Genomic DNA, 21880 nt, shown 5'->3' on the forward strand with positions numbered 1-21880 from the left:
CATGGGCTTGAAAAAGTTTATTGAAGATATTGAGCCGCATTTTGAAAAAGGCGGCAAACATGAAAAGTGGTTCGCGCTATATGAAGCCATTGCAACAGGTTTGTTTACTCCAGGTTATGTAAATAAAGGCAAAACTCACCTTCGCGATAGTATTGACTTAAAACGTATCATGATCACTGTATGGTTGGCGGTTTTCCCTGCGATGTTCTTCGGCATGTATAACATTGGTTATCAAGCTGTAGATGCTTTAGCGTCGGATTATGCTTTACCACAATCTTGGCAAGTTGATTTATTCACCTTTTTAGGTGGTGTATTAACTGCAGATGCGAGTACCTTTAGTATGATGCTATACGGTGCTTGTTTCTTCTTACCTATTTACGCCGTAACTTTTGTTGTTGGTGGTTTTTGGGAAGTATTATTTGCAGCGGTTCGTAAACATGAAGTGAATGAAGGTTTCTTCGTATCTTCTATTTTATTCGCGCTTATTCTTCCAGCTAGTATTCCATTATGGCAAGTCGCTATTGGTATTACTTTTGGTATTGTTATCGCTAAAGAAATTTTCGGTGGTACAGGTAAAAACTTCTTAAACCCAGCATTAGCGGGTCGTGCGTTTTTATTCTTTGCTTACCCTGCTGAAATTTCAGGTGATGCTGTTTGGGTTGCTGCTGACAGCTTCTCAGGTGCTACTATGCTAAGTGCAGCTAACCAAGGTCTTGTTGATTATTCAATGAACGCTGATTGGTGGAATGCATTCTGGGGCTTCATCCCAGGTTCAGTTGGTGAAGTATCAACTTTTGCTATTTTACTTGGTGGTGCATATATCCTTTATAAAGGTATTGCTTCATGGCGCATCGTTTTAGGTGTGTTCGGCGGTATGGTTGCAACAGCATTCTTATTTAACGCTATTGGTAGTGACACTAACGCAATGTTTGCTATGCCTTGGTATTGGCACCTTGTTATTGGTGGCTTTGCTTTTGGTATGATGTTCATGGCAACAGACCCTGTATCTGCTTCATTCACTAATACTGGTAAATACTGGTTTGGTGCGTTAGTTGGTGTAATGGTTGTACTTGTGCGTGTTGTTAACCCAGCATTCCCAGAAGGTATGATGTTAGCTATTTTATTCGCTAACTTGTTTGCGCCATTGTTTGATTACTTTGTCGTTAAAGGCAACATTAAACGGAGGCTTGCACGCAATGTCTAGTAAGAAAGAAACATTCGGTAAAACGGTTGGTTTTGTATTCGCTGTTTGTGTTGTTTGTGCATTGTTAGTATCTTTTTCTGCAGTGCAGTTAAAGCCATTACAAAAAGCAAATAAATTACTTGATCAACAAACTAAAATTTTAGAAGCCTCTGGTCTTTTAGAAAAAGCTGGCAAAGACATTGTTAAAACTTACAATGAATATGTTGATGCGCGTATGATTGACTTAAGTACTGGTGAATTTATTGAAGGTGACGTAGTTAACTTTGATGAGCGCCGTAACTCTCGTGATAAAGCATTGTCAGTTAAACCTGAAAATGATATCGCGGGTATCAATCGTCAATCTAAAACAGCGGTTGTTTATTTAGTCAAAAATGATTCAGGTGCTGTTGAAACAGTTGTATTACCTATCGTTGGTGCTGGTTTATGGGACTTAATGTACGGTTACATCGGTTTAGAGTCTGACTTAAATACAGTAAAAAGCGTAATTTACTCTGACCATAAAGAAACTCCTGGATTAGGCGCTGAAGTGCTTAACCCTAAGTGGAAAGCTCTTTGGCCAGGTAAAAAGATATATGACGAGCAAAACAACGTTGCTATTGAGTTAGTAAAAGGTGGTGCCAAAGCTGGTGATGTTCACGGTGTTGATGCGTTATCTGGTGCTACATTAACTAGTAACGGTGTTACTCACACGCTACAGTTTTGGTTTGGTAAGGAAGGTTATGCGCCTTTTATTGCTAACTATCGTGCAGAAGGGGTTAAATAATGTCTTCAGATGCTAAAAAAGTATTAACGGGTCCTATTGTTGACAATAACCCGATTGCATTACAAGTACTGGGTATTTGTTCTGCACTTGCTGTAACAAGCTCAATGGCTAACGCGTTAGTAATGACGCTGGCAGTTGTTTTTGTAACAGCATTCTCTAACTTGTTTATTTCAATTATTCGTAACCATATCCCATCAAGTGTACGTATCATCGTACAGATGGCGATTATTGCGTCATTAGTAATTGTAGTTGACCAAGTGTTAAAAGCTTTCTCTTACCAGCTTTCAAAAGAGCTTGCGGTATTCGTTGGTTTAATTATTACTAACTGTATTGTAATGGGTCGTGCTGAAGCTTTTGCGATGAAAGAAAAGCCCGGTGTTAGCTTTTTAGATGGTATTGGTAACGGTTTAGGTTACGGTGCAATCTTAATGCTAGTTGCTTTTGTTCGTGAGTTATTTGGTTTCGGTACGTTATTTGGCCATGAAATATTACCATTAATTCAAAACGGTGGTTGGTATCAAGCGAATGGTTTATTAGTATTACCATTTAGTTCATTCTTTGTTATTGGTTTACTTATCTGGGGTCTTCGCCAGTGGAAACCAGCACAAGTAGAGAAGGATTAATACCATGGAACATTATATTGCATTATTAGTTAAAGCTATTTTCATTGAAAATATCGCTTTAATGTTTTTCTTAGGTATGTGTACCTTCCTAGCAGTATCGAAAAAGGTTGATACAGCTATTGGCTTAGGTGTTGCGGTTGTTGTGGTACTTGGTTTAGCAGTTCCGGTTAACCAAGTTATTTATCAAGCAATCTTAGCGCCGGGTGCTTTAGATAGCATTATGGGTATTACAGATCCTAATGAATCGATTGACTTAAGCTTTTTATCTTTTATTACCTTTATTGGTGTAATTGCTGCTTTAGTTCAAATCTTGGAAATGATTCTAGACAAGTATTTCCCAGCGCTTTATCAAGCACTAGGGATCTTCTTACCTCTTATTACCGTAAACTGTGCAATTTTTGGTGCCGTGTCTTTCATGGTAGCGAAAAACCTAACATTTGGTGAAAGTGTTGTTTATGGTATTGGCTCTGGTATTGGTTGGGCACTAGCTATTGTTTTATTAGCTGGTTTGCGCGAGAAGATGAAATACTCAGATATTCCAGACGGCCTTAAAGGTTTGGGTATTACGTTTATCACTTCAGGATTGATGGCTTTTGGCTTTCTATCTTTTGGTGGTATTTCCCTATAGGTTTGGTTGGTGTAATACGCAATTTAGGTATTACACCCCTAGATAAGTATAAAGGAAAAGTCGATGGAAATTATTCTCGGCGTATCGATGTTTACCGCAATCGTTATTGTTTTAGTTTTGGTGATTTTATTCGCTAAATCTAAATTAGTATCAAGCGGTGACGTAACGATAAGCATAAATGGCGACCCTGAAAAAGCAGTAACTACTGCGGCGGGTGGCAAATTATTAGGCGCACTAGCTGACCAAGGTATTTTTATTCCTTCAGCATGTGGCGGCGGTGGTACTTGTGGTCAGTGTCGTGTAGACGTGCACTCAGGTGGTGGCGATATTCTTCCAACCGAAGAAGGTCACATTACCAAACGTGAAGCAAAAGCCGGTTGTCGTTTAGCGTGTCAAGTAGCTGTTAAACAAGACATGGATATTGAAGTTGAAGATGAAATCTTCGGTGTTCAACAATGGGAATGTGAAGTTATCTCTAACGATAACAAAGCAACTTTCATTAAAGAGCTTAAACTTCAAATTCCAAATGGTGAATCTGTTCCGTTTAAAGCGGGTGGTTACATTCAAATTGAAGCACCAGCGCATCACGTTAAGTACAGTGATTTTGATATTGATGAACAGTACCGTGGTGATTGGAACCATTTTGGTTTCTTCGATGTAGAGTCAAAAGTAGACACAGATACATTACGTGCATACTCAATGGCTAACTACCCAGAAGAGGAAGGCATTATTATGCTTAACGTGCGTATTGCTACGCCGCCTCCAGGGAAGCTACATTTACCAGCAGGTAAAATGTCATCATTTATCTTCAGCTTGAAGCCTGGTGATAAAGTGACTATTTCAGGTCCATTTGGTGAGTTCTTCGCTAAAGAAACTGATAATGAAATGGTATTTATTGGTGGTGGTGCTGGTATGGCGCCAATGCGTTCACATATCTTTGATCAACTTAAACGTTTAAAATCTAAGCGTAAGATGAGCTTCTGGTATGGTGCACGTTCACTTCGTGAAATGTTCTATGAAGATGATTATAACGGCTTAGCCGCTGAAAATGATAACTTCGAATGGCATGTTGCTTTATCTGACCCTCAACCAGAAGATAACTGGGATGGTTTAACAGGTTTCATTCACAATGTTCTTTTCGAAGAATACTTGAAAGACCATGAAGCACCAGAAGATTGTGAGTACTACATGTGTGGTCCTCCAATGATGAACGCAGCTGTTATCGGTATGCTTAAAGATTTAGGCGTAGAAGACGAGAATATCATGTTGGATGACTTCGGTGGCTAATATTCATATTTAAACGGGCTTTTGCTCTGTTAGTTTCGTCGGAAGTGCTCATTGACTAACGTCAACTCCGCGCTTACTTCTTGCTAACAAATCAAAATACTCGCTTAAATAAAGAATATAGTTAAAGAGTTATTAATAAAGACGACCTAGGTCGTCTTTATTATTTATATCAGAGTATTTTTAAGTGCTTACTCAGTACCTTGACATAAATAATAATTTAGGAAGGTAAACTATGATCAAATTAAGACTATTGGCGTTATGCACTTTGGTACTTGCGCTTAGCGCTTGTTTTCCAAGTAATAACACCGGAAAAACAGAGGTGTTGTTGCAGGGCAGAACTATGGGAACTACTTATAATATCAAAGTAGTTGCTACCATTGAGCAAGTCGAAGCTTTAGGTTTACAGCAGAAAATAGACGCTGTTTTAAAGCAAGTAAACCAAGAGATGTCGACCTATATTCCTGACTCTGAATTATCATTATTTAATAAAAGCACCACCTTAGAGCCCGTATCTGTTTCAGTAGGTTTAGCGCGTGTTATTAAAGAGTCAATACGCTTAGGTAAATTGAGTGAAGGTAAGCTAGATGTAACCGTGGGGCCACTAGTTAACTTATGGGGGTTTGGCCCTGAAAAACAGCCTGAGAAGGTTCCTAGTGATACGTTACTTTCGCAAACTAAAGCGAAAGTGGGCTTACAGCACCTTTCTTTTGCTAACAATCATTTAGCGAAAGCTATTCCTGAGCTTTATGTTGATCTTTCTACTATCGCTAAAGGCTATGGCGTCGATTTAGTTGCTGAACTTATTGAAGCTAATGGTCTTAACAACTACCTTGTTGAAATAGGCGGAGAATTGCGTTTAAAAGGCTTTAAGCACACTGGTGAGCTTTGGGCTATTGCTATTGAGAAACCAATAACAAGTGAACGCAGCGTACAGCAAATTATTATTCCTAAAGACAACGCTGTGGCAACTTCTGGTGATTACCGTAATTACTTTGAAAGTGATGGTCAGCGTTTTTCTCATATTATTGATCCCGCTACGGGCAAACCCATTAATCATAAGTTAGTATCGGTTACTGTGATTCATCCGTCATCAATGACGGCTGACGGTTTGTCTACTGCGTTGATGGTGATGGGCGCTGAACAAGGGATGAAATTTGCGGTAGATAATAATATTGCAGCTCTGTTCGTTAACAAAACAGAACATGGCTTTAGTGAGCAATTTACGGTAGAATTCCAGCCATACCTGAAGTAGTTGATACCTGAAGTAGTAATAGTCCGTTGCTGCACTTAATTGTTTTATCTAATCTAAAGCAATTAACACAGTTCAAAGTATTTAGAGAGCAATATTGTTATGATGATTTTTATAATTACGCTAGGTTTTTTTCTGGTTGTTGGTGCGGCAATGGCTGTCGGCTATATATTCCAGCACAAAACATTAGCGGGTAGCTGTGGTGGTTTAGCTAGCGTTGGTATCGACAAAGCATGTAATTGCGATAATCCGTGTGAAAAGCGCCAAGAGCGAGAGCGAAAAGCTGCACTTGAAGATAACTTGAAAAACAAAATTGATGTACGTAATTTGTAAATTGTTCTATCAGCTTTACTGAATAGTTTTATGAGCTTATTAGGTTTTATGAATATCTACTAAGCTCAGTTACTGCTCTATTATCACTCAGTTAGCTAAACGAAAACTCTAGAGTAAATGACTTTAGCTACATCAGATAAATGGGAAGATTAGCGTAAGGTGAGGCTATCGTTGTCTTTTAACATTGTCGCTTTAATGATACTCATATCAAAACCAAAGTATTCAGCATAAATCTTTTCAGTGTAACCGTTATTTTTTAGTTTCATCAACGATTGATAAAACTGATGGGCAACACTACTTTGCTCAAGCTTTTTAGGAAAGTTATCAAAGCTTAGCTTTTTATCTGCACTATAGTCTTCATTATTAACCTCTTTATAATGTACTGATTTTCTAGAAAACCCCAAGGTTAACTCGGTAAGCCCACCACAGCAGTCTAAGTGATACATTAATCTGTCTTTTTTCGGGTGCTCTTTAAGCTGGTAGGCGATAGTAGATAGTTCATCAACATAGATATCAACTTTACCGTTCAACACATATTCAACCGCTGATGCATGACTTAGTTCTGGAGGAAATTTCACCGCTAGTGCATGCTCTGTACGAGGGAGTTTAGTTGAGCCTAAAGTTGATAATAGAATTTTTCCTGTAAAGTCTTCGGGAGTTTTAATTTCATTAACACCTGTACGTGTTAGGCCAATATCTAAAGAGGGGAGGCCATTAGGAACAAATAACACGAATTTAGCACGTTCTGGGGTAAATGTTAGGCCAGGGTAGAAGTCAATACTGCCATTTTCTATGGCTCGTAATACACGCTTTTTAGGGAGACGTATTACTTTGAGCTGGCAGCCTATATCGGTAGCAGCCTTATGATATAAGTCATAATACAAACCCGAATTGTTTTCAGCTTGAATGTTAGGTAGTCGCGCACTAGTGCGGTAACCCATGGTTAATACACAGGCTTGAGCTATTTGACTAATAGTAAATAATGCTATGAAAAGAATAAGTTTATTTGTCAATTTAGGTTATGTCCGTTACCTTCTTTTTTAATAACATCAATATAGAGCATCACTGACATATCAGCAAAACTTAACATTAAGAACAGCTACCTTATTAAGCAAGGTAGCTGTTTATTTGAGTAATAATACCTTGTGCGTCTAACTCTAATTCGTGATGTATTTCTTCTTGGGTACCATGTTTTACAAAGTGGTCTTTAATGCCAATATTAAGCACTTTAACCGCTTTACCTTGTGCTAGTATATATTCATTAACCGCTGAGCCTGCGCCACCGGCAATAGCATTATCTTCAATGGTAACCAAAGTACTGTGGTTTACTAACAACCCATCAATAAGCTGTTGATCAATTGGCTTAACAAAACGCATATCAACAAGTGTTGCATTAAGTGTTTCTGCTGCGATTTTGGCTTCTTGTAACATAGTGCCAAAGCTTAATAAGGCGATTTCTTTGCCTTGCTCAATGACCACGCCTTTGCCTATTTCTATTAATTCATCAGTAGCGGGTAACTCTTTACCAATACCATTACCACGAGGGTAGCGTACCACTGCTGGAGTGTTTAGCTGATAGCCAGTATTTAACATTAGTTGGCATTCGCGCTCATCAGATGGCGCCATAATAATCATATTTGGAATACAGCGTAAAAAGCTTAAATCAAAGACACCTTGGTGAGTGGCACCGTCAGCACCAACAATACCAGCACGATCAACAGCAAATAATACCGGGAGGTTTTGAATTGCTACATCATGAATAAGCTGATCATAACCGCGCTGCAAAAAGCTAGAATAAATTGCTACAACGGGCTTTTGTCCGCCAATAGCAAGGCCAGCAGCGTAAGTTACAGCGTGTTGCTCGGCAATAGCAACATCAAAATATTGTTCAGGGAAGCGTTGACTAAACTCAACCATACCTGAGCCTTCAGCCATGGCAGGAGTAATCGCCACTAGCTTATTATCAATTTCTGCACGTTTGCATAACCAATCACCAAATATTTTTGAGTAACTTGGTAAGCTTGGTTTTGCTTTAGGTAGCGTCGTTTCTTCGGGGTTAAATTTAGGTACTGCATGGTACTTAATTGGATCTTGCTCGGCCGCTTCGTAGCCTTTACCTTTTTTGGTGGCTATATGAAGAATTTGTGGTCCCTTAAGGCTGCGCATATTTTTTATAGTATTTACTAAGCCATTCACGTCATGGCCGTCAATGGGTCCAATATAGTTAAAACCTAGTTCTTCAAAGAAAGTGCTAGGGACAACCATGCCTTTAAGGTGCTCTTCTGCGCGACTAGCAAGCTCTTTAATTGGTGGGATATTACCAAGGATTTTTTTACCACCTTCACGTAATCCCGTATAAAAGCTACCAGAAAGCATTTTTGCGAAATGGTTATTAAGTGCGCCCACATTTTGAGAAATTGACATTTCATTGTCATTCAAAATAATAAGCATATCTTTATTAATGTCGCCTGCATGATTTAATGCTTCAAAAGCCATTCCTGCGGTCATTGCGCCATCACCTATTACAGCAACAGTTTTACGCCCTTTACCTTCTTTTTCAGCGGCAACAGCTAAACCTAATGCTGCTGAAATAGAGGTGCTTGAGTGACCTACACTCAGTACATCATATTCGCTTTCTTCACGCCATGGGAAAGGGTGTAAACCATCTTTTTGTCTGATGGTATGTAGTCTATCGCGACGACCGGTTAATATTTTATGTGGGTAAGCCTGATGGCCTACATCCCAAATAAGATGATCAAAAGGGGTGTTATAAACATAATGTAGTGCCACAGTTAGCTCTATTGTACCGAGCCCTGAGGCAAAATGACCGCTACTTTTGCTTACCGAGTTAAGTAAATAACTCCGTAATTCATTGCTGATACGCGTGAGTTGATCTTGCCCAGCATTACGCAGATCTGATGGCGTATTAATATTTGATAAAAGAGGGTAGTCAGCAAGGTTTATAGTCATAGTTATTATATTGAGTTCTAATGATTTCGTTTTACGATAAACGTAGCAAAGTCTGCTAATGATTGCGTATTGTAAGGTAAAGTCGCCAAAGCTTGAAGCGCTTGTTGAAATAAGTTTTCAGCTTTATCTTTTGCAGCTTGTAAACCCAGGAGTGCAGGGTAAGTACTTTTGTTTGCTGCAACATCAGAGCCTGCAGGTTTTCCTAATTGCTCTTCGGTAGAAGTAATATCAATAATATCGTCTTGTACTTGATAGGCTAAGCCAATGTGTTGAGAAAACTCTGCTAACGCTGCTTTATGTTCTGCTTTGATATCAACAACACATTCTGCAGCCATTAATACCGAAGCTTGTAACAAAGCCCCTGTTTTTAACGAATGAATTTTTTCTAAAGATGCAATGTCAACTTCACTATTAGTCGCTGCTAAATCAAGCGCTTGGCCACCACACATGCCTTGATAACCCGCGGCGTTAATTAATTGTCGAATCAGTTCAACCTGTTTATTTTGTGCATTTTGAGAGAATTTATGGTTAGCAATAATATCAAACGCTAAGGTTTGCAAACTATCACCCGCTAATATTGCCGTAGCCTCATCAAAAGCTTTATGGCATGTAGGTTGGCCGCGACGTAAATCGTCATCGTCCATTGCTGGTAAATCGTCATGAATTAAAGAGTAGGCGTGTATACACTCTATTGAAGCTGCAATAGCGTCTATGTCATGCAGGTCAGCCCCTAAAGCTTCGCCCGTTGTATAAGCTAAATAAGGGCGCATGCGCTTACCACCAATTAACAAGCCATAGCGCATGGCTGCGAGCAACCTTTCGTCGTTAACCTTGAGTTTATCAAGTTGTACAGTTAAAAAATTATTAATGCGTTGTTGGTAATACTCATAATTGTTAAGCGTTGTCATTAATCTTGATCCGTACTGCTATCGTAATTTGCTAATGGTGCGGTTTCATTCTGCGTTAGCAATATTTTGACTTTCTGCTCAGCCGTTTGAAGTTTATCTTGGCTGACCTTACTTAAGTTTAAGCCGCGTTCGAATAAAGCCATTGACTCTTCTAAACTTAATTCACCTTGCTCTAAGCTTTGAACTATGGTGTCAAGTTCATTGAGAGACTCCTCAAATGATAGGTTTTCTAATTTCTTTTTTGCCATAATTTATCGCTTAATATACTCAGAGCTGTGGAAAGTGATTTATTGGCGCAAACTTACCTTAGCTTGCGACGTTGGTCAATCTGGTGTTATACCTAAATAAGTGAATTATTTTATCATGAAGGTTAAGTTATTGACATTATGGACGATAATAAAAGGTTAACTGAGTAAAGTTATAGTGAATAGTTTTAGCATATTGTACTATTCTTATATTGAAGATCGATAAATGTGATGTTTTAGGGGAATTGTGTGGATTTAGCTACGTTAGTTGGCATATTAGGTGCTATTGGTTTACTAATAATGGCGATGGTGCTTTCTGGCGACATTATGATGTTCGTCGATGTTCAATCCGTTATTATTGTTTTTGGTGGCTCAATTTTCGTAGTCTTATCAAATTATAATATGGGGCAGTTTTTTGGTATTGGTAAAGTTATCGCCAAAGCCTTTATGTTTAAATTAGAAAAACCAGAAGAACTTATTGATAAAGCCGTGGATATGGCTGATGCCGCGCGCAAAGGTGGATTTTTAGCACTAGAGGAAGCCGAAATTACCAATGCCTTTATGCAAAAAGGCGTTGATATGCTAGTCGATGGTCATGATGCTGATGTGGTACGAGCAACCTTACAAAAAGATATTAATTTAACTACGGAACGTCATGAGAAAAGCGCTGATATGCTAATGGCGTTAGCTGATGTTGCCCCTGCGATGGGAATGATAGGTACATTAATTGGTTTGGTTGCAATGTTATCGAATATGGATGACCCTAAATCAATTGGCCCTGCGATGGCGGTTGCATTATTAACTACACTTTATGGGGCATTTTTAGCCAATGTTATCGCTATTCCATTGGCTGCTAAATTAAAACTGCGTTTAGAAGAAGAAAAGATGAATCAAGAGCTGGTGCTTGATGCAGTACTTGGTATTCAAGATGGTCAAAATCCACGTGTAATCGAAGGCTTACTGAAAAATTACTTAGCTGAAGGTAAACGTAAAATAGATACCAATGAAGAGTAATGTTTTATGAGTGAACCAAAATGTAAATGTCCGCCCCCAGGGCTACCCGCATGGATGGGGACTTTTGCCGACTTGATGTCGCTATTAATGTGCTTCTTCGTCCTACTGTTATCTTTTTCTGAAATGGACGTTTTAAAGTTCAAACAAATTGCAGGCTCTATGAAGTTTGCTTTTGGTGTGCAAAACAAGATTGAAGTGAAAGACATTCCTAAAGGCACCAGTATTATCGCTCAAGAGTTTAGACCAGGGAAACCAGAGCCAACACCAATTGAAGTTATTCAGCAGCAAACTATGGAAATGACCCAACAAATGTTGGAGTTTCAAGCGGGTGATGAAACTTCTGCAGGGGGCCGTCAAGAGCAACGAGGTACTGAACGTGGTGGCCAGTCACAAAATACCGAAGATGCTTTATCGGCACAAGCAATGGAACAAGCGAAAGAAGAAATAGAGCAAGCAGCCCAAGAGCAAGTAAATGACTTAGTTAAAAAAATAGCTGAACAACTTGAGCAACAAATACAAGATGGCGCTATAGAACTTGAGTCCTTAGGTCAGCAAGTTATTATTCGTATTCGAGAAAATGGCTCGTTTCCATCAGGCTCTGCTTTTTTACAACCTAAATTTAAGCCGATTATTCGTGAAATAGGTGAATTACTAAATACAATGCCTGGAGAGATTATGGTTTCGGGTAATACTGATAATCGTGGTGTCGATTCTGAGCTGTTTAACTCTAATTGGGACTTATCAAGTAAGCGAGCGGTCTCTATTGCTCATGAGTTAATTAAAGTGCCAGGGTTTGATCAAACGCGCTTAATTGTTGCGGGTCACGCAGATACCAGGCCATTAGTGCCTAATACTAATGCGCTTAATCGTCGAAGAAATAGACGCGTTGAAATCGCAATTAATCAAGGTAAAGCTAAAGAGAGTGAGCCAATTCAAGTACTCAAACCACAAACTTAACTTTCCTTTGACTGCTGGGCATAAAAGCATGTGCCCAGTATTCAAAAAACCTGCTATAATCCGCGCCATTATTTTTTTGTCCTTTTAGGTTATTTGTCGATGAAATTTATCGTTAAGCTTCAAGCTGAGATCACTATTAAATCTCGCCCCGTTCGTAAACGTTTTACTAAAATATTAGAATCTAATATTAAGAATGTGTTACGCCGTGTTGATGAACAAGTCACGACCCGTATGAACTGGGATAACGTTGAAGTAAATACGAAAGACAATTCACCTGAAAACCGTGATCGCCTTGTTGACGCGCTTAAATGCATTCCAGGCGTGCCTATGTTTTTAGAAGTACAGCAAACAGACTTTATAGATGTACATGATATTTATGAAAAAACATTAGCGGTACATGCAAAAACGATTGTAAATAAAACCTTCTGTGTACGTGTAAAACGTACTGGTAATCATGACTTTAATTCACTGAAAGTTGAGCAATATGTAGGTGGTGGTTTAAATCAACATGTTGATAGCGCTAAAGTAAAGTTAAGTAAGCCAGATGTGACCATTCATTTAGAAATCAAAAATAAAGATTTATTTATTGTTACTGAGCGCCATAAAGGCTTGGGTGGCTTTCCTATTGCAACGCAAGAAGATGTTTTATCATTGATGTCAGGTGGTTTTGATTCGGGCGTATCAAGTTACCAAATGATTAAAAAAGGCGCACGTACCCACTATTGCTTCTTTAATTTAGGTGGTTCGGCTCATGAAGTTGGGGTTAAACAAGTAAGTTACTACTTGTGGAACAAGTTTGGTGCATCTCATAAAGTGAAGTTTTTTGCGGTAGACTTTGAACCTGTTGTAGCTGAAATTTTAGAAAACGTTGAAAATAGTCAAATGGGTGTTGTCTTAAAGCGTATGATGATTCGCGCAGCAAGTAAAATTGCTGAGAAAGGGAAAATTCAAGCGCTAGTGACAGGTGAAAGTTTAGGTCAAGTATCGAGCCAAACATTAACTAACTTGAATGTAATTAACCGCGTGACTGATAATCTTATTCTACGCCCTTTATCAGCTTACGATAAGCAAGATATTATTGATATTGCACGTGAAATTGGTACTGAAGATTTCGCTAAAACGATTCCTGAATACTGTGGTGTTATTTCTAAAAAGCCAACAGTTAAAGCGGTATTATCAAAAGTTGAAGAAGAAGAAGGTAATTTTGATTTTTCGATTTTAGATAAAGTCATTGCTGAAACGCGTGTATTTGATATTCGCGATATTGGTACTGAAACTGAAAAAGAGATCCATGCAGTCGATTTGGTTGAAAATATTCCTACTAATTCTGTGATTGTTGATATACGTAGCCCAGAGGAAGAAGAAGATAAACCATTAGAGCTGGGTGATGTTGAAGTAAAACATATACCGTTTTATAAACTAGCGACACAATTTGGCGACTTAGATATGTCAAAAGAGTACTTGTTGTACTGCGATCATGGCGTAATGAGTAAACTACAAGCGTTATATTTACTTGATAATGGCTTTAGTAATGTAAAAGTTTACCGTCCTTAATCTTTATAATAGTTTCTAAAAACAGCGCATAGTTAACTATCCGCTGTTTTTCGTTTACTAAAGTAAAATTTAGGTATCAGTTAATGTCGTAATTTGTTGCCACAATCGCGTATTTTCTACGGTGGCAATACCATGTTTTTCACCTAAACGGTGTATATAACCGTTAATGTAGGCTATTTCGGTGACACGCTTTGCTATGACATCACAGCGCATTGATGAGCTATTTTTAGCGGTTGCTGTTGCTACGCCGTGAACCACTTCAAATAATTTGTCGAATGAGAAAGTCACCCCTTCTTTTTTTGCAACAGCGATGACCTCTTCAAGTATTTTAGTAACTAATGGCGTAAATTTATATTGATTTACTTGGCCATTCTCAATGTTATGTAAGGCAGTTATTGGATTAATAACACAGTTAATGGCTAACTTTAACCATTGTTTGTTATTAATATTATGGTGATATTCAGCAACGGGGATTGCCTGGTTAAATAGCAAGGTAAGTGCTTCTATAGTATCGAGTGACAAATTACCGTTTAATAAGCCAATGTCTGTTTTTCCAATACCAGTATGAGTAATCGCCAATGGTTTGTTGCGTAAGCAACCATGCGTTGTCAGTAACGCTAAAATTGGTTGAGTTGTAGGAAGGTAGCCTTTTATCTCTTCATAAACCCCCATGCCATTATGAGCGAGTACAATAATACTCTTTGGTTTAATTAATGGTGCTAACTGCTCAATTACAACGGCAGCTTGGTAAGACTTTACACAGATAAGAATTATGTCGGCGTTTTGGATATCTACCGTCTGTGTATGCTGTAATAAAAAGTTATGCTCGGTTGTTGTGTTATAAGCGGTAAATGAATAGCTCGTTGTGCTTGAGCTTATGCTAGTTGAGGCTTGTAAACTTACTTGGTAGTTTTGTTGACTAAAATGGTGATAGTAAAGTAAACCTATAGCGCCTTGACCGACAACGACGATACGTTTAGATAAGTTATGAGTAGAGGCTGTTAATGAGTTTTTCATAATGATTTTTTAATAGCATTTCTCTAAAAGGTTATTACTTCATAGTTACTTTAATAGTTGATTTTTTTAACCTGACATATTTTAGGTACGTTAGTTTTATCAATAAAAAGCTGATAACGCCTGTAGCATCAGCTAAAAAATCAAACCAATCGGCTGAGCGAAAGCCTAAGTAATATTGTCCTATTTCTGTACACGCGGCATAAAATATTAAAGTGATCACACTGATTACTAATGGCACTTTTATTAATGAGTGTACCACCCAAGTGAGTAAGAAAAAGCTAATAAAGTGACCAATAGTGTCGATTTTAGGTAACCGAAAGGTGAAGTTTTTCAATTCACTGGGGACAAATTGAGGAAATATCGCTAAGGTTAATAGCAGCGCTAATAATATTAGAAGAAAAATAAAATATTGTCGGATTTTCACGTAGCAGGGTCTACTTTAATCAAGTTAGTGGCATGTTAGCATGATTTTTTTGTTGTTTCTTGATTGGTTTTTTTTGGTGCGTATAATAGTTCACCATTAAGTTCATTAAAAATTTTAGAGAAAAATTATGCCTTCAATGGATATCGTATCAGAGATAAATTTAGAAGAAGTTCGTAACGCAGTAGAAAACTCGAATAAAGAAATTTCAACACGCTTTGATTTTAGAGGTGTTGCAGCGAGCTTTGAATGGAAAAAGCCTGCAGTAACAATTAAAACCGAAAGCGATTTTCAGCTGAAGCAAATGTGTGATGTTTTACGTGGTCAGTTAACTAAACGTAGTGTTGACCCTAAATCAATGACTTTAGAAGAGCCTAGTGCTACTGGCAAAAACTGGAGCCAAAAAATCACCTTCAAAGAAGGGATTGAGCAAGATGTTGCTAAAAAAGTAGTAAAGCTTATTAAAGCCGAAAAGTTGAAAGTACAAGCAGCTATTCAAGGTGAGCAAGTGCGAGTTACGGGTAAAAAACGTGATGATTTACAGGCAACTATGCGTTTAGTTAAAGAGGCTGAGTTAGAGCAAAGCTTCCAATTTACTAACTTTAAAGATTAAGCTTAATATTCTCCCTAACTTAAGTAGCCTAAGCTCAGGCGATGAAAAGTAGCTCAAGCTAGCGAGTAAAAACACAAAGAAAAAAGGCTGAAAGTATAATAACTTTCAGCCTTTTTTATACTCGCTCACAAAAGTGAGTTAGTCGATATAATGCTTAATGAGAATGACCACAGCCATCTTCACTATGCACATGGCCGTGCTCTAGCTCATCTGCTGTTGCTTCTCTTACTTCTAAAATCTCTACGTCGAATTTTAAATCAATACCTGCAAGAGGGTGATTGCCATCCACGGTAATAACGTCATCTTGAACATCAACCACAATAACGGTTTGTTCACCGTCATCAGTTGTTGCACGTAGCTGTGTACCTACTTCTAATTCTTCAACACCTGCTAACGCTTCTTTAGGGACGGTTTGTACATATTCATCATGGCGAGGACCATAAGCTTGCTCACACGATACCGCTACTTCAAATTTATCACCAGCTTCGTGACTTTCTAATGCATTCTCTAAGCCTGGAATTAAATAACCCGTTCCTTGGATGATTGCCATAGGTTTGTCATCATAAGAGCTATCAATTAGCGTATCTTCGCTGTCTGATACGGCATAATGCATAACAACAACACTGTTTTTGGTAATTTTCATAAAGAGTCCTAAGTTTTTCAGGGTAAATGTAAGGTATATTGAATTTATTCGCTAACTAAAGCATAAGGTAATGCAGCTTTGGTAACAACGGTTTCAGGGTTAAGACCTAAGCGTAATTTTTGTGTTTCGCCATCATTAGCTAACACTGCCTGTAGATAACAAGTGCCGTTATCACTTTGGTAGCTTGCAAGTATATCGCCTGCTTTACGCCAATTTTCACCTAGCTGTTTTTCAATGGTATTGTCATTATTAAGCGTGTCAGGTAGTTGAGCCGTTAAGCTGAACAAAGCTCGCTTGTTTTTACCAAGGTATTGCATGCGAGCAACGGTCTCTTGACCTAAGTAGCAACCCTTAGTGAAGCTAATCCCATTGATTGCTTGTAAGTTAAGCATTTGAGGTACGTATTGACGGCAGCTGTTTATTGAAAGAATAGGAAAGCCTTCGGTAATTTCTAATAAGTTCCATATTGCTTGTGTATAGGTTGGCAATTCGAAAGACTGTACTAGCGCGGCTAAATTATCAGGGCTATCAATTAATAAGTATCGCGCTTGTTTACCACTAACATAAACAAGTGTGGTTGAGTTGTCCTGTACTACAGGAGTTGAACTGTCAGGAACCTGGGAGAATTTATTTTGTAATAATTCTACGCTTTTTTCACCGACTAATGCCGCAAAGCTCAAATCTTGGGTTTGTGTTATTTCAACTTTGGCAAAAACACCAAATTTTTTCAATTCAGCAAGAGAGTCAGTAATACTTGCGCTAGGTTGAATAAGTAAATGAGCATTATTACGGTTAATTAAACGGAAAACTGAGAACACTTTGCCTTTCGCGTCACAATGAGCACCGATCATAAGGCTATGTTCATTAGCGTTATTAACATCGCAGGTTACTTGACCTTGTAGGTATTTACTTTGTTCTTCACCTGCTAGTGATATTGCACTGAAATCAGATAAGTTAATACAGTAGTTTTCGGGTAGTTCTGATAGTGAAGGTAGGGCTGAACTCGAAGTGATAGTCATAGTAAGCTCTTAGTTGCTACTGTAGTGTTTATACAGTGAGAATATATTGAAACAATAGCATTAAGATAAGGGCTAAAATGTTAAAAACAACGTTTTTAAGTATTTATTTGGCAATTTCGTTAGCTCACTAACTAGAGTTATTGGTAGAATAGCGCTAGTGTTAAACAAATCAAGGTTATTTATATGTCAAGCAATGAAGTTTTAGAGAACACCGACGTAAATAAAATATCAAAAGTAAATAAAGCGCGATTAAAGTGGGCCTGTCGTCGCGGCATGTTAGAGCTAGATGTATTATTTTCTCCTTTTGTTGATGAGGCGTATGATGCACTTTCTACAAAAGATCAAATAACCTTTGAACGCTTATTAACTTGTCAAGATCCTGAGTTATTTGCTTGGTTTATGGGGCATGAAATTTGTGAAGACACAGAGCTTAACGCCATGGTGCAATTTATTCTTAAGCGCGTCAAAGTATAACATAACGGTTTACCAGTCACGTTATCAGCATTATGCTTGGTATACATTGTTCGTTTTCTTTATCGCTGCTAGTTTGACCATTTTTTTATGGCAAGTTGTACTGAGTTTACTTGTTATCATCACGTGGTTGTTTTGGTTAGGCTGGCAATTACACCTTACTCAATTGTGCAGTGACGACAACCGAACTAAGGTAGATAGTTTTATCATCAGTAACGAGGGGGAAATTTATTTCTCTAAGCTTAAACAAACCTATCAAATAAGTGACAAGACTCGAACTAGCACCTTAGGTATATGGTTGGTGTTAACTCCTCTAACCACGGTCAACTCAAATAGTGTTAAAGGTTACTTCCAGGGCGAACATACTTATAACCTAGCTAACAATGCTCCGCAAAAAACACTTCAATCTCTTTTTTTATTTCGTGACAGTATGCAGCGACAAGACTTTTCTCGTGTAATTAAAGTCATTAGGAATTTTCATACTACTGACTAAAAGCCATCACACATTGAGTTTGTAATAGCTTTTTGAGTAGAGAACATAGGTCAAATAGAGCTTACTTTAGTGATTCTGCCGCAACATTACTCATGGTTTCTTCTGCTGAACATAAGGGATCAGGCGTTAAGATTGTCGGTAATGCTTGTGGTAACATCTCTGGGTAATCCAAGGTGTAATGTAACCCTCGACTTTCTTTTCGTGCCATAGCGCAGCGAATAATTAACTCTGCTACTTGTACTAAGTTTCTCAGTTCAAGTAAGTTATTACTCACTTTAAAGTTGCGATAGTACTCGTCAATCTCTCGTTGTAATAATTCAACACGGTGTAAGGCGCGCGCTAAGCGTTTAGTTGTTCTAACAATACCGACATAATCCCACATAAATAAACGTAGCTCGTGCCAGTTGTGTTGAATAACGACCTCTTCATCTGAGTCTGTAACACGACTTTCATCCCAATCAGGCAAGGTTTGAAAACGATGTTTTTGCTTTAAGGTATCGCTAATTTCTATCGCAGCAGCACGGGCAAAAACTAAACATTCTAGTAAAGAATTACTGGCAAGTCGATTTGCTCCATGTAAGCCGGTATAAGACATTTCACCAATAGCATAAAGCTGATTTACATCGGTTTTTCCTTGATGATTAACCATAACACCACCACAAGTGTAATGAGCTGCTGGTACAATGGGAATAGGTTGTTTGGTTATATCTATACCTAATGACAGTGTTTTTTCATAAATATTTGGGAAGTGTTGCTTAATAAAGTCACTGGGTTTATGACTGATATCTAAATACATGCAGTCAGCGCCTAAGCGTTTCATTTCATAATCAATAGCGCGAGCGACTATATCGCGTGGGGCTAGCTCTGCTCTTTCATCAAATGCTGGCATAAAACGACTGCCGTCAGGACGTCTTAATTTAGCACCTTCTCCGCGTAAAGCTTCGGTCAGTAGAAACGTGCCAGCAGAAGGGTGAAATAAACAGGTAGGGTGAAATTGATTAAATTCCATATTAGCCACGCGACAACCCGCTCGCCATGCCATTGCAATACCGTCGCCACTGGCAACATCAGGGTTTGAAGTATATTGATATACTTTACTTGCGCCCCCTGTGGCTAGAATCGTTTTTTGTGCGTAAATACTTTCGACTTTCTCAGAATTTCTATTCCAAACATAAGCTCCAATACACTCTTTGGTTTGGCTTGTATGCTCGGCGTTATGACAAATAAGGTCTATAGCATTGAAGCGCTCAAATATGCGAATACGAGAGTGCTTTTTTACTTGTTCGGCTAACGTGGTTTGTATTGCCTGACCGGTAGCGTCAGCAGCATGAAGAATACGACGATGGCTATGACCGCCTTCACGTGTTAAATGGTAACGTTCACCGCCTTTGTTGTCAGACTCTTGATCAAAAGCTACCCCTTGATTTATTAACCATTCTAAACAAGCTTTAGCGTTTTCGGCGGTATACTGCACTGATGACTCATCACATAAACCCGCACCAGCAATAAGGGTGTCTTTAACATGTGCGTCAATACTATCGTTTTCATCAAAAACAGCAGCAACTCCACCTTGAGCATAAAAGGTTGACCCTTCATTCAATGGACCCTTACTTAAAATAACGACATCGGCATTCTTGGCTAAATGTAATGCGAGCGTTAATCCAGCCGCGCCGCTGCCTATAATTAATACATCACAGTTATGTTGTTTCGTCATATGGTTACCGATGAAAGTTGCTTAAGGTAAGCTAATATATAAATGAAGCTATTTCTGGTATTCTATAATATATCGTTATGTAAGAATATAAACCCTCAAGATTAGCGTTGATTAATTTTTTGATTTTATTACATAGCAATAAAATACCGATAAATAGCCATTTAATTAGTTAAATAATGCAAAAAATAAAAAAAGTTTAAATTAAATCGAACTTTTTCCCAAAGCCTTAGTCCTAATTAATGCGTTTGTTAGAGCCCAAATGGAATATATGAGTACAAATCAATTGCCAGTATTAAAAGATACGGCTCGAATGAGCGAACAAAGTGTTGACCAACAATTGGTTGAACGAGTACAGCGCGGTGATAAAAGCGCTTTCAATTTACTCGTTAGCAAATATCAACACAAAGTTGCCAATTTGGTTAGCCGTTATGTGAAAAATAACAGTGATGTACCTGATATTGTTCAGGAAGCTTTTATTAAAGCTTATCGTGCGTTACCTAATTTTAGAGGTGAAAGTGCATTTTATACTTGGCTGTACCGTATTGCGGTTAACTGTGCTAAAAATCACAGCGTTGCTTTAGGTCGTAAACCACCAAGTAATGACGTTGATGTTGATGATGCCGAACTTTATGATGATGGTGGGGCATTACGAGAAAATGCCTCACCTGAAAATATTTTGTTAACTAGCGAGATAAAGCAAGTTATTTTCAATACCATGAATGCACTACCTGAAGATTTACGCTTAGCCATTAATTTTAGAGAAATTGAAGGGTTAAGTTATGAAGAAATTGCAACCATTATGGAATGCCCTGTAGGCACTGTTCGCTCTAGAATTTTTAGAGCTCGTGATGCGATAGAGAAAAAAATAAAGCCATTATTACAAAAGCGTTAGTAATACTGGACTATATTAACTAAGCCAGTGTTAAGTTATTGGTTTCATAGTTAGTTATAAAACTATTTTAAGGTAAAAGTATGAGTGAAAGTAAATTTGAGACATTGTCTTCGTTAGTAGATGACAGCCTATCCTCAATAGATTTATCAAAGGACGCTAAGCCAATTGATTGCATACTTAAAGATGAGGAGTTAGCACAAAGCTGGCAAAATTATCATTTAATTGGTGATGTTTTACGAGATGAAATGCCTCAATCATTACAATTGGATTTAAGTAGTCAAATTGCTGAAGCTATTGCTAATGAAGCAACTATTCTTTCGCCAAATTCTGCTTCTGTTACGGCTGTTGCTGATGAGTTAAGCGATAATGTTGCACAAGAAGCACCACAAGTTATTCAAGCGCAAAATCGTTTTACCGCTAAAGTTAAAGAGTTTATTAAACCTGCAGGTCAAATTGCCATTGCAGCGTCTGCAGCAGTACTTATGGTAGTAGGTGTTCAGCAAAATGTTGCTGATGATGCAGCAGTTACACCAAATCAAATTGTACAACCTATGCCACTTGGTGGTTATGCTAATCCAGTAAGCTTTAATTATTTATCACCAACGCAAGCTGAGCAAAATTCAATAGCTGAAAAGAAAGCCTTGGCGAGCACTACTCAATCTGCTGGCGAATTAACCCATCAGCAAAAAGTTGAACAAAGAATTGCTCAACAACGTCGTCTACAAGCGTTAATTAATGATCATGAGCAACAAGTTAAATTAAGTAGCGCTATAAAATAATTGCAACAGGCTGTAAACTAGCTGCTAATTAAATTAATAATGTAGTTAAGTTCATTGAACTTAACTACAAACAATTGCTGTTG

General features: G+C 38.2%; 24 protein-coding genes. 15 read left to right on the top strand and 9 right to left on the bottom strand.

Annotated elements, in window-relative coordinates; translation table 11 throughout:
* Window position 1: 1 nt before the first annotated feature.
* From ABD005_RS13265 to nqrM, 7 genes are all read left to right on the top strand, one after another.
* Window positions 2–1204 (top strand): NADH:ubiquinone reductase (Na(+)-transporting) subunit B, encoded by a 1203-nt coding sequence (locus ABD005_RS13265; protein ID WP_343817987.1) that lies wholly within the window; start codon window positions 2–4, stop codon window positions 1202–1204.
* Entirely contained in the window at window positions 1197–1967 is a 771-nt protein-coding gene (locus ABD005_RS13270) for a Na(+)-translocating NADH-quinone reductase subunit C (protein ID WP_215981009.1), read from the top strand. Before ABD005_RS13265 ends, ABD005_RS13270 begins: the two co-directional genes overlap by 8 nt.
* Entirely contained in the window at window positions 1967–2590 is a 624-nt protein-coding gene (locus ABD005_RS13275) for an NADH:ubiquinone reductase (Na(+)-transporting) subunit D (protein WP_215981010.1), read from the top strand. The genes ABD005_RS13270 and ABD005_RS13275 overlap by 1 nt, the downstream gene beginning before the upstream one ends.
* Before the next feature lie 4 nt (window positions 2591–2594).
* Entirely contained in the window at window positions 2595–3218 is a 624-nt protein-coding gene (nqrE, locus tag ABD005_RS13280) for an NADH:ubiquinone reductase (Na(+)-transporting) subunit E (protein ID WP_215981011.1), read from the top strand.
* Window positions 3219–3281: 63 nt separating this feature from the next.
* Window positions 3282–4505: an NADH:ubiquinone reductase (Na(+)-transporting) subunit F gene (gene nqrF / locus ABD005_RS13285; RefSeq protein WP_215981012.1), complete on the top strand. Its 1224-nt coding sequence runs from the start codon at window positions 3282–3284 to the stop codon at window positions 4503–4505.
* Window positions 4506–4737: 232 nt separating this feature from the next.
* Window positions 4738–5757: an FAD:protein FMN transferase gene (locus ABD005_RS13290; protein WP_343817991.1), complete on the top strand. Its 1020-nt coding sequence runs from the start codon at window positions 4738–4740 to the stop codon at window positions 5755–5757.
* 99 nt (window positions 5758–5856) lie between these two features.
* On the top strand, window positions 5857–6087 hold the full coding sequence (gene nqrM / locus ABD005_RS13295; RefSeq protein WP_215981014.1) for a (Na+)-NQR maturation NqrM: 231 nt from the start codon (window positions 5857–5859) through the stop codon (window positions 6085–6087).
* Between the two features lie 149 nt (window positions 6088–6236).
* Here nqrM and ABD005_RS13300 read toward each other — a convergent pair whose 3' ends face one another.
* The 4 genes from ABD005_RS13300 to ABD005_RS13315 form a co-directional block, all read right to left on the bottom strand.
* Complete coding sequence (locus tag ABD005_RS13300) at window positions 6237–7100, bottom strand: substrate-binding periplasmic protein (protein ID WP_343817992.1); 864 nt, start codon at window positions 7098–7100, stop codon at window positions 6237–6239.
* Window positions 7101–7194: 94 nt separating this feature from the next.
* Window positions 7195–9057 carry a 1-deoxy-D-xylulose-5-phosphate synthase gene (gene dxs / locus ABD005_RS13305; RefSeq protein ID WP_215981016.1) on the bottom strand — a complete coding sequence of 621 codons (1863 nt, stop codon included), beginning with the start codon at window positions 9055–9057 and terminating at the stop codon, window positions 7195–7197.
* A 17-nt stretch (window positions 9058–9074) separates the two neighbouring features.
* Window positions 9075–9965, bottom strand: a complete 891-nt coding sequence (gene ispA / locus ABD005_RS13310; protein ID WP_215981017.1) for a (2E,6E)-farnesyl diphosphate synthase — start codon at window positions 9963–9965, stop codon at window positions 9075–9077.
* Window positions 9965–10213: an exodeoxyribonuclease VII small subunit gene (locus tag ABD005_RS13315; protein WP_215981018.1), complete on the bottom strand. Its 249-nt coding sequence runs from the start codon at window positions 10211–10213 to the stop codon at window positions 9965–9967. The genes ispA and ABD005_RS13315 overlap by 1 nt, the downstream gene beginning before the upstream one ends.
* A gap of 246 nt (window positions 10214–10459) precedes the next feature.
* On the opposite strand from ABD005_RS13315, the gene pomA reads away from it, so the two are divergent.
* From pomA to thiI, 3 genes are all read left to right on the top strand, one after another.
* The gene (gene pomA, locus ABD005_RS13320) at window positions 10460–11224 is read left to right on the top strand and encodes a flagellar motor protein PomA (protein ID WP_215981019.1); all 765 of its coding nucleotides are present in this window, start codon (window positions 10460–10462) and stop codon (window positions 11222–11224) included.
* Between the two features lie 6 nt (window positions 11225–11230).
* Complete coding sequence (locus ABD005_RS13325; RefSeq protein WP_215981020.1) at window positions 11231–12181, top strand: flagellar motor protein MotB; 951 nt, start codon at window positions 11231–11233, stop codon at window positions 12179–12181.
* Window positions 12182–12280: 99 nt separating this feature from the next.
* On the top strand, window positions 12281–13735 hold the full coding sequence (thiI, locus tag ABD005_RS13330; RefSeq protein WP_215981021.1) for a tRNA uracil 4-sulfurtransferase ThiI: 1455 nt from the start codon (window positions 12281–12283) through the stop codon (window positions 13733–13735).
* A 69-nt stretch (window positions 13736–13804) separates the two neighbouring features.
* Here thiI and ABD005_RS13335 read toward each other — a convergent pair whose 3' ends face one another.
* Together ABD005_RS13335 and ABD005_RS13340 are read right to left on the bottom strand one after the other, a co-directional pair.
* Window positions 13805–14752, bottom strand: a complete 948-nt coding sequence (locus ABD005_RS13335) for a ketopantoate reductase family protein (RefSeq protein ID WP_343817993.1) — start codon at window positions 14750–14752, stop codon at window positions 13805–13807.
* Between the two features lie 34 nt (window positions 14753–14786).
* Window positions 14787–15176: a VanZ family protein gene (locus tag ABD005_RS13340; RefSeq protein ID WP_343817994.1), complete on the bottom strand. Its 390-nt coding sequence runs from the start codon at window positions 15174–15176 to the stop codon at window positions 14787–14789.
* Window positions 15177–15303: 127 nt separating this feature from the next.
* Between ABD005_RS13340 and ABD005_RS13345 the strand changes: the two genes are divergently transcribed.
* Window positions 15304–15786: a YajQ family cyclic di-GMP-binding protein gene (locus ABD005_RS13345; protein ID WP_215981024.1), complete on the top strand. Its 483-nt coding sequence runs from the start codon at window positions 15304–15306 to the stop codon at window positions 15784–15786.
* A gap of 154 nt (window positions 15787–15940) precedes the next feature.
* On the opposite strand, the gene ABD005_RS13350 is transcribed toward ABD005_RS13345, so the two are convergent.
* Together ABD005_RS13350 and ygfZ are read right to left on the bottom strand one after the other, a co-directional pair.
* A complete protein-coding gene (locus ABD005_RS13350; protein WP_343817995.1) occupies window positions 15941–16429 on the bottom strand; it encodes an FKBP-type peptidyl-prolyl cis-trans isomerase in 489 nt (162 codons plus the stop codon).
* A gap of 44 nt (window positions 16430–16473) precedes the next feature.
* Window positions 16474–17448, bottom strand: coding sequence for a tRNA-modifying protein YgfZ (ygfZ, locus tag ABD005_RS13355; RefSeq protein WP_343817997.1), 975 nt, complete (start codon window positions 17446–17448; stop codon window positions 16474–16476).
* Window positions 17449–17631: 183 nt separating this feature from the next.
* Between ygfZ and ABD005_RS13360 the strand changes: the two genes are divergently transcribed.
* Together ABD005_RS13360 and ABD005_RS13365 are read left to right on the top strand one after the other, a co-directional pair.
* Window positions 17632–17922, top strand: a complete 291-nt coding sequence (locus ABD005_RS13360; protein ID WP_215981027.1) for an FAD assembly factor SdhE — start codon at window positions 17632–17634, stop codon at window positions 17920–17922.
* A 73-nt stretch (window positions 17923–17995) separates the two neighbouring features.
* Entirely contained in the window at window positions 17996–18412 is a 417-nt protein-coding gene (locus ABD005_RS13365) for a hypothetical protein (protein ID WP_343817998.1), read from the top strand.
* A gap of 61 nt (window positions 18413–18473) precedes the next feature.
* Here ABD005_RS13365 and nadB read toward each other — a convergent pair whose 3' ends face one another.
* Window positions 18474–20126, bottom strand: coding sequence for an L-aspartate oxidase (gene nadB / locus ABD005_RS13370; RefSeq protein ID WP_343817999.1), 1653 nt, complete (start codon window positions 20124–20126; stop codon window positions 18474–18476).
* A gap of 310 nt (window positions 20127–20436) precedes the next feature.
* Between nadB and rpoE the strand changes: the two genes are divergently transcribed.
* Both rpoE and ABD005_RS13380 read left to right on the top strand, forming a co-directional pair.
* Window positions 20437–21018 carry an RNA polymerase sigma factor RpoE gene (gene rpoE, locus ABD005_RS13375; RefSeq protein ID WP_343818220.1) on the top strand — a complete coding sequence of 194 codons (582 nt, stop codon included), beginning with the start codon at window positions 20437–20439 and terminating at the stop codon, window positions 21016–21018.
* An 80-nt stretch (window positions 21019–21098) separates the two neighbouring features.
* Entirely contained in the window at window positions 21099–21797 is a 699-nt protein-coding gene (locus ABD005_RS13380) for a sigma-E factor negative regulatory protein (RefSeq protein ID WP_343818000.1), read from the top strand.
* Window positions 21798–21880: the final 83 nt, after the last annotated feature.

The sequence above is a fragment of the Colwellia asteriadis genome (genome assembly GCF_039523295.1).
Lineage (GTDB): Bacteria > Pseudomonadota > Gammaproteobacteria > Enterobacterales > Alteromonadaceae > Colwellia > Colwellia asteriadis.

Bases quoted from the DNA above. Each gene is read 5' to 3' on its own strand.
- ABD005_RS13265 (WP_343817987.1), top strand. From the start codon at position 2: ATGGGCTTGAAAAAGTTTATTGAAGATATTGAGCCGCATTTTGAAAAA.
- ABD005_RS13270 (WP_215981009.1), top strand. From the start codon at position 1,197: ATGTCTAGTAAGAAAGAAACATTCGGTAAAACGGTTGGTTTTGTATTC.
- ABD005_RS13275 (WP_215981010.1), top strand. From the start codon at position 1,967: ATGTCTTCAGATGCTAAAAAAGTATTAACGGGTCCTATTGTTGACAAT.
- nqrE (WP_215981011.1), top strand. From the start codon at position 2,595: ATGGAACATTATATTGCATTATTAGTTAAAGCTATTTTCATTGAAAAT.
- nqrF (WP_215981012.1), top strand. From the start codon at position 3,282: ATGGAAATTATTCTCGGCGTATCGATGTTTACCGCAATCGTTATTGTT.
- ABD005_RS13290 (WP_343817991.1), top strand. From the start codon at position 4,738: ATGATCAAATTAAGACTATTGGCGTTATGCACTTTGGTACTTGCGCTT.
- nqrM (WP_215981014.1), top strand. From the start codon at position 5,857: ATGATGATTTTTATAATTACGCTAGGTTTTTTTCTGGTTGTTGGTGCG.
- dxs (WP_215981016.1), bottom strand. From the start codon at position 9,057: ATGACTATAAACCTTGCTGACTACCCTCTTTTATCAAATATTAATACG.
- ispA (WP_215981017.1), bottom strand. From the start codon at position 9,965: ATGACAACGCTTAACAATTATGAGTATTACCAACAACGCATTAATAAT.
- ABD005_RS13315 (WP_215981018.1), bottom strand. From the start codon at position 10,213: ATGGCAAAAAAGAAATTAGAAAACCTATCATTTGAGGAGTCTCTCAAT.
- ABD005_RS13325 (WP_215981020.1), top strand. From the start codon at position 11,231: ATGAGTGAACCAAAATGTAAATGTCCGCCCCCAGGGCTACCCGCATGG.
- thiI (WP_215981021.1), top strand. From the start codon at position 12,281: ATGAAATTTATCGTTAAGCTTCAAGCTGAGATCACTATTAAATCTCGC.
- ABD005_RS13335 (WP_343817993.1), bottom strand. From the start codon at position 14,752: ATGAAAAACTCATTAACAGCCTCTACTCATAACTTATCTAAACGTATC.
- ABD005_RS13345 (WP_215981024.1), top strand. From the start codon at position 15,304: ATGCCTTCAATGGATATCGTATCAGAGATAAATTTAGAAGAAGTTCGT.
- ABD005_RS13350 (WP_343817995.1), bottom strand. From the start codon at position 16,429: ATGAAAATTACCAAAAACAGTGTTGTTGTTATGCATTATGCCGTATCA.
- ygfZ (WP_343817997.1), bottom strand. From the start codon at position 17,448: ATGACTATCACTTCGAGTTCAGCCCTACCTTCACTATCAGAACTACCC.
- ABD005_RS13360 (WP_215981027.1), top strand. From the start codon at position 17,632: ATGTCAAGCAATGAAGTTTTAGAGAACACCGACGTAAATAAAATATCA.
- nadB (WP_343817999.1), bottom strand. From the start codon at position 20,126: ATGACGAAACAACATAACTGTGATGTATTAATTATAGGCAGCGGCGCG.
- rpoE (WP_343818220.1), top strand. From the start codon at position 20,437: ATGAGCGAACAAAGTGTTGACCAACAATTGGTTGAACGAGTACAGCGC.
- ABD005_RS13380 (WP_343818000.1), top strand. From the start codon at position 21,099: ATGAGTGAAAGTAAATTTGAGACATTGTCTTCGTTAGTAGATGACAGC.